The sequence below is a fragment of the Candidatus Aminicenantes bacterium genome, assembly GCA_026393795.1.
Classification (GTDB): Bacteria; Acidobacteriota; Aminicenantia; order UBA2199; family UBA2199; genus UBA2199.
This window is the reverse complement of sequence record JAPKZL010000098.1, coordinates 1-5,656: the sequence shown is the minus strand read 5'-3', so window position 1 is coordinate 5,656 and position 5,656 is coordinate 1. Positions and strand designations below refer to the sequence as shown.

Sequence of the window (5,656 nt, the reverse complement as noted above, 5' to 3'; positions counted from 1 at the left end):
CGACTTATCGAAAACGGAAAACCCAAAAAGGTTGCCATTGCCGCTGTGATGCGCAAACTACTTGTCCGACTGAATGCCCTGATGCGAAATCATCTCTTGCTATCTACAAAAAGTACTTGACTTTTAAGACAGTCGCTACATCATTGATTTTACAACGATTCTTCCAGCTGATCGAGTTTTCTGGCCAGCATGTCGGCGGCCTGCTGCAGACTGGAATCGTTTCCGGCGGAAATCCGCAGCGGTTCTCCGAAGGCGAAATGGATACGGCCGAATGGCAGCGGGATGAGGAAGCGGTCCCAACTTTTTTCCAGGATCTTTACCCGCGAGCTGCTCCAACTGATGGGAATGACAGTTGCCCCGGTTTTCACGGCCAGCTGCACGGTCCCGGGCTTGATTTGCCGCGCCGGCCCCTTTGGCCCGTCGGCGGTGATCAGCACCCAGGCGTTCTCTTTCTGCACGCTGCGCACCATGTTCAGGAAAGCCCGCGCCCCGCCCTTGGAAGATGAACCGCGGATGGGCTTCATGCCGAATTCTTCGGCCACGGCCGACACCAGTTCGCCGTCGCTGGACAGGGAAATCAGCGGCCGGGCCCCGATATCCTTGAATTGGTGGATGACGAAAAGGATGTGCCGGTGCCAGAAAATATAGATCAGCGGCAGATGCTGCTGGCGCAGTTCGTCGATGTTTTCGCGCCCTGAAATCGTCACCCGGCTGCTGAACACGATCGCCTCGATGAACAGCCTGGCCAGTTTTTTCAGTAGCAGGGTCTTAATTCTCTTCGCCCAGCCCATATTCCTTGATTTTTTGCAGCAGCGTCTTGTAGCTGACCTCCAGGATTTCGGCCGCCCGCGAGCGGTTGAAGGCCGTCTCGGCCAGCACTTGGCCGATCTTCGCCTTCTCGGCCAGTTTTTGTGCCCGGGCACTGACCGCCTTCAGGGTGCCGTTGAGGTTGAACTGTTCGTCGACGGCCATGATCCGATCGGGCAGGATGATCTCCGCGGTGCCGATCGTCCGGCCGGGGCAGGTGATGATCGCCCGCTCGATCGTGTTCTGCAGTTCGCGGACATTGCCCGGCCAGTTGTAGGCCAGGAGCTTTTCAACCGCGGCCTGGGACAGGACGATTTCATACTTCCTGATCTCCAGGGAGATTTTCTTGGCGAAATAGTCCCCGAGCAAGCGGATGTCCTCCTTCCTCTCGCGCAGGGGCGGGAGTTGGATCGGGAAGCTGGTGATGCGGAAATAGAGATCCTGGCGGAAACGTTTTTCAACGATGGCTTTTTCCAAATCCTGGTTGGTGGCGAAGATGAAGCGAATGTCGAGGCGGATTTCCTTGCTGCCGCCCAGGCGCGAGATCGCCTTTTCCTCCAATACGCGCAAGATCTTTCCCTGCAGGGAGTAGGGGAAATCGCCGATCTCGTCGAAGAAGAACGTTCCCCCCTGGGCCAGCTCGAGCTTTCCCAGCTGGCGCAGGTAAGCCCCGGTATAGGAGCCCTTTTCGTGCCCGAAAAGTTCGTTTTCCAGGAGATTGTCCGGGATCGAGGCCGAATTGATGGTGATGAACGGCCGGTCTTTTCGCGGGCTCAAGGCGTGCAGGGCGCGGGCGAACAATTCCTTGCCGGTGCCGCTCTCGCCGCGCAGCAGCACGGTGGTGGCGGTCTGGGCCACCTGGCGGATCTTTTCAGCCTCCCTGAGAATTTCGCGGCTGCTGCCGATGATGACGGTTTTCCCCATTTCGCTCTGCAGCACCTCGCGCAGGACCAGGTTCTCGCGCAGGATCTGGGTCGCGGCCAGGGCCTTGTTGATCATCAGCAGCAGGTAGTCGGGGTCGACGGGCTTGGCGATGAAATCGAAGGCCCCTTCCTTGATGGCTTCCACGGCCTTTTCGATGGAGCCGAAGGCGGTGAGGATGATGAACGGGATCTGCAGGTGCTTGATCTTCTTGTAGAAACTCAGGCCGTCCATGTCGGGGAGCTGGAGATCGGAGACGATCAGGGCGAAATCGCTTTTCCTGAGCAGAGACATGGCGTCGCTAACGCAGGCGGCATTTTCAACTTCAAAGCCTTTTTCGCCGATGATGCTGGTCAGCATTTCCCTCATCGAGGCATTGTCTTCAACGACCAGGATTTTCGCCATGCCCCCATTATCAGCCAGTGGCGCCATTTTTGTCAACTCCGAGTGCTGGTTATCATTTTAGATCGGGGCTTGGCTGGGGAAGGAGTATCTTATAAAAGTATTTTTGATACTTTGTAAGGCATTTGTGCTATTGTTGAAAAATCCCAAAATAAGATTTCTGGAGAAGATTGATGAAAAAAGAAAAAATGGTGAAGATCGGCCTGATCGCCATGACGGTGATGATCCTGCTCCTGGGCACGACCTGCAAAAAATCGGATGAATCCGAAAATGACATCAATGTGATCATCGGTCTCGCCACCCAGAGCATATCCGATATCAATAATTTTGCAGCCAGCACCGCCAACATAGGAAATCATAAGGCATTTGGTGTTGAAAAACAGGCAGCCGGCCCCTGCATATTCTATATGGATAATCACCCGATCAGCCAAGCAATACGTAACGTCGAAAATCCGAGCCCGGGCCATGGCTGGATGACGGGATTATGGAAATATTGGTTCTATTCAGATTGCAGCGCATATATGGAAATCGAAGCCACTTGGGATTGCAGTCAGGGAGCGACGATGACCACCGGCGATACCTTGGGCGGGAGTTTGCTCATCACGGGGCACATTAATGCGGCCTCCGGCGTCGTGGACATGTTCATGACTGAGGAGTCGAATTCTTTCTCAGTCAACAACAGGAGCCACATTGTTTATCTGATCCTTGAAGCCACTGGAACCCTTTCCGGAGGCACAGTGACCATCACCGGTCACATCGATAGTGACGAGATTTCTATAACCAGCTCGTATTGATCAAGGGAGGCGGATCGGGCCTCAGGTTTGGAAATAGCGGCAGGGGCCGCGCAGGACCGCGCTGGAGCTTGACATAAGGGCCTATTTAGGATATTTTCTTCCTATGGAGAAGAAAATGAAAGAATTCCAGGGACAGCTCGTTTCCAAGGGTTTCACCTACGCGATCATCGTTTCCCGCTTCAATAATTTCATCACCGAACAGCTGCTGGACGGAGCCAAGGATGCTCTGATGCGCAGCGGCGCCAAGGAAGGGGAGATCGAGGTGGTCCGCGTGCCCGGGGCCTTCGAGATCCCGCTGGTGGCCAAGCGGCTGCTGCTAAAGAAAAAATACCAGGCCGTGATCTGCCTGGCGGCCATCATCCGCGGCGAAACCCCCCATTTCGATTTCATCGCTTCCGAGGTGAGCAAAGGCATCGCCCAGCTCAACCTGGACTTCGCCCAGCCGGTGACCTACGGCATCATCACCGCCGACAACACCGACCAGGCCATCGAACGGGCGGGAAACAAGATGGGCAACAAGGGCTTCCAGGCCGCGCAATCGGCCATCGAACTGCTCAACCTATTCGCCGATGCCAAGATCTGATGTTCCGCATCAAGTACAGCCGGGAAATCATTCTAAAAATCCTGTACCAGATTGACGTACGCAAATGCGAGGCGGCCGAAGCGGGGCCGCTGATCGAGGAATATTTCGCCACCTTCAAACGGGTCAACCCCGACGAAGAGGAGTTTATCGGCCGCATGGTGCAGATCGTCCTGGACGACAAGGCGGAAATCGACGCCAAGATTTCGGCCAACCTGATCGATTGGAAGCTGAACCGGCTGGCGCCCATCGACCGCAACCTGATGCGCATGGGCATCGCCGAAGCGACCTTCAACGCGGAGAAGCCGATCATCATCGATGATGTCATCCGCATCGCCAAGAAATACAGCGATTCCGACTCGTACAAGCTGATCAACGCCATCCTGGACAAGATCATCCCATGAACATGCTGCTGCTGCTGCTCTACATCTGGATGCCGCTGCGCCAGGAGAGCAATCTGGAGGTTTTCGTCGCCTGCCGGACGCCCGAGATCTTCAGCAATTACCGCAACTACAATTTCAAGCAGGAGATCCGCAACGACGGCGACGGCTTGACCGTCAAGATCAAGAGCCAGAGCCTGAATTTCAAAAACCTGAACCATGCCATCGCCGGCGATGAACGCTACCTGGCCGGCCAGGACCCGCTGGTCAGAACGGTTTTCGAACAAGTGCGCCGGAACGCCATCTCCATCGGCGATTATTTGCAGAACATCTCCATTTATTTGACGAATTCCATCACCTATGCCGAGGCCGACCTGCCGCAGGACACGGTGGCGGTGCTGCTCAATCGCCGGGCCCATTGCATCGGTTATGCCAACGTCGCCCAGACGCTGCTGGCCTGCGTGGGCATCGCCAGCCGTCCGATCAACGGATTCTACCTGCGCGAGAACGACGCCGTGATCGAACCGGTGCCGCACCGCTGGCTGGAAATCGACTTGCCGGGAGACCGCCGCGTCTTTTACGATCCGCAGTACCAGGATTTTTCCTCGCGCTACCTGGTCACCGACCAGAGCGTCGTTTTCAACCGCGTCGAGCGCTTCCTGGGAGTCGTCGTCAGGAAAAACAAAAAAATCATGGATGAATGAGGTCGTTCATGGAAGAACAATTTGCCGTCAGGCAGGAAAAACTGAAGAAACTCATCGCCCTGGGCATCACGCCCTATCCGTATCGCTTCGAGGTCAGCCACCGCTTCAAGGACGTCATCGCCGCCTACAAGGACCGTTCCGCCGACGAGTTGAAGGAAGTTGCCGGTGAACTGCTCTGTGCCGGCCGCATCACGGCTGTCCGCAGCATGGGCAAAAGCGCCTTCATGCATCTGTTTGACGGCGATGACAAGCTGCAGATCTATATCCGAAAAGAGTTGGTCTCGGAAAAGGATTTCGCCGTGTGCGGCCTTCTCGATATCGGCGACATCATCGGGGTCAAAGGCAAGATTTTCAAGACCCACACCCAGGAGCTGTCCATCCTGGTCAGCGAGCTGACTTTCCTGGCCAAGTCGTTCCACCCGCTGCCGGAAAAATGGCACGGCCTGCAGGACAAGGAATTGCGCTTCCGCCAGCGCTACCTGGACTTGATCGTCAACCCGGAGGTCAAGGATGTGTTCCGCAAGCGTTCGCGGATCATCCAGAACGTCCGCGCCTTCTTTCATGACCGCGGCTACATCGAAGTCGAAACGCCGATGATGCACCAGATTCCCGGCGGGGCGTCGGCCAGGCCGTTCGTCACCCATCACAATGCCTTGAACATCGACCTGTACCTGCGCGTCGCGCCCGAATTGTACCTGAAGCGGCTGCTGGTCGGCGGCATGGAGAAAGTGTTCGAAATCAACCGCAATTTCAGGAACGAGGGCGTTTCGCTGATGCACAACCCCGAGTTCACCATGATCGAATTTTACGAACTGTACAAGGATTTCAACGATTACATGAGCCAGACCGAGGAGCTGCTGCAGGGCTTGAACCGCGACATCGCCTTGGCCGACGACACCATCCGCTGGCAGGACCAGAGCATCTCCATGCGTCCCCCCTTCAAAAGGGTGACCTTCATGGAGATCATCGCCGAAAAATCGGGACTGGCGCTGGATGAATTATGGGATGAGGAATTTTTGAAAAAGCACATCGGCCGCCAATTCCCCGCCGAGCCGCCGCCGCCGACCT

8 protein-coding genes are annotated in these 5,656 nt (G+C 56.0%); 6 read left to right on the top strand and 2 right to left on the bottom strand.

Features of this window, described 5'->3' with window-relative positions:
* On the top strand, positions 1 to 120 hold a 120-nt coding region (locus NTW95_04860), incomplete at its 5' end, for an IS110 family transposase (protein MCX6556747.1).
* A 29-nt stretch (positions 121 to 149) separates the two neighbouring features.
* Here NTW95_04860 and NTW95_04855 read toward each other — a convergent pair.
* Both NTW95_04855 and NTW95_04850 read right to left on the bottom strand, forming a co-directional pair.
* The gene (locus tag NTW95_04855; GenBank protein MCX6556746.1) at positions 150 to 791 is read right to left on the bottom strand and encodes a lysophospholipid acyltransferase family protein; all 642 of its coding nucleotides are present in this window, start codon (positions 789 to 791) and stop codon (positions 150 to 152) included.
* Positions 769 to 2,133 carry a sigma-54 dependent transcriptional regulator gene (locus tag NTW95_04850; GenBank protein MCX6556745.1) on the bottom strand — a complete coding sequence of 455 codons (1,365 nt, stop codon included), beginning with the start codon at positions 2,131 to 2,133 and terminating at the stop codon, positions 769 to 771. Before NTW95_04850 ends, NTW95_04855 begins: the two co-directional genes overlap by 23 nt.
* A 170-nt stretch (positions 2,134 to 2,303) precedes the next feature.
* On the opposite strand from NTW95_04850, the gene NTW95_04845 reads away from it, so the two are divergent.
* From NTW95_04845 to NTW95_04825, 5 genes are all read left to right on the top strand, one after another.
* Entirely contained in the window at positions 2,304 to 2,924 is a 621-nt protein-coding gene (locus NTW95_04845; GenBank protein ID MCX6556744.1) for a hypothetical protein, read from the top strand.
* A 115-nt stretch (positions 2,925 to 3,039) separates the two neighbouring features.
* Positions 3,040 to 3,507 (top strand): 6,7-dimethyl-8-ribityllumazine synthase, encoded by a 468-nt coding sequence (ribH, locus tag NTW95_04840; GenBank protein MCX6556743.1) that lies wholly within the window; start codon positions 3,040 to 3,042, stop codon positions 3,505 to 3,507.
* Complete coding sequence (gene nusB / locus NTW95_04835; GenBank protein ID MCX6556742.1) at positions 3,507 to 3,908, top strand: transcription antitermination factor NusB; 402 nt, start codon at positions 3,507 to 3,509, stop codon at positions 3,906 to 3,908. The genes ribH and nusB overlap by 1 nt, the downstream gene beginning before the upstream one ends.
* On the top strand, positions 3,905 to 4,588 hold the full coding sequence (locus tag NTW95_04830; protein ID MCX6556741.1) for a transglutaminase-like domain-containing protein: 684 nt from the start codon (positions 3,905 to 3,907) through the stop codon (positions 4,586 to 4,588). The genes nusB and NTW95_04830 overlap by 4 nt, the downstream gene beginning before the upstream one ends.
* A gap of 8 nt (positions 4,589 to 4,596) precedes the next feature.
* On the top strand, positions 4,597 to 5,656 hold a 1,060-nt coding region (locus NTW95_04825; GenBank protein ID MCX6556740.1), incomplete at its 3' end, for an OB-fold nucleic acid binding domain-containing protein.

Coding starts and splice junctions, on each gene's coding strand:
- ribH (MCX6556743.1), top strand. CDS start 3,040: ATGAAAGAATTCCAGGGACAGCTCGTTTCCAAGGGTTTCACCTACGCG.
- NTW95_04855 (MCX6556746.1), bottom strand. CDS start 791: ATGGGCTGGGCGAAGAGAATTAAGACCCTGCTACTGAAAAAACTGGCC.
- NTW95_04830 (MCX6556741.1), top strand. CDS start 3,905: ATGAACATGCTGCTGCTGCTGCTCTACATCTGGATGCCGCTGCGCCAG.
- nusB (MCX6556742.1), top strand. CDS start 3,507: ATGTTCCGCATCAAGTACAGCCGGGAAATCATTCTAAAAATCCTGTAC.
- NTW95_04850 (MCX6556745.1), bottom strand. CDS start 2,133: ATGGCGAAAATCCTGGTCGTTGAAGACAATGCCTCGATGAGGGAAATG.
- NTW95_04845 (MCX6556744.1), top strand. CDS start 2,304: ATGAAAAAAGAAAAAATGGTGAAGATCGGCCTGATCGCCATGACGGTG.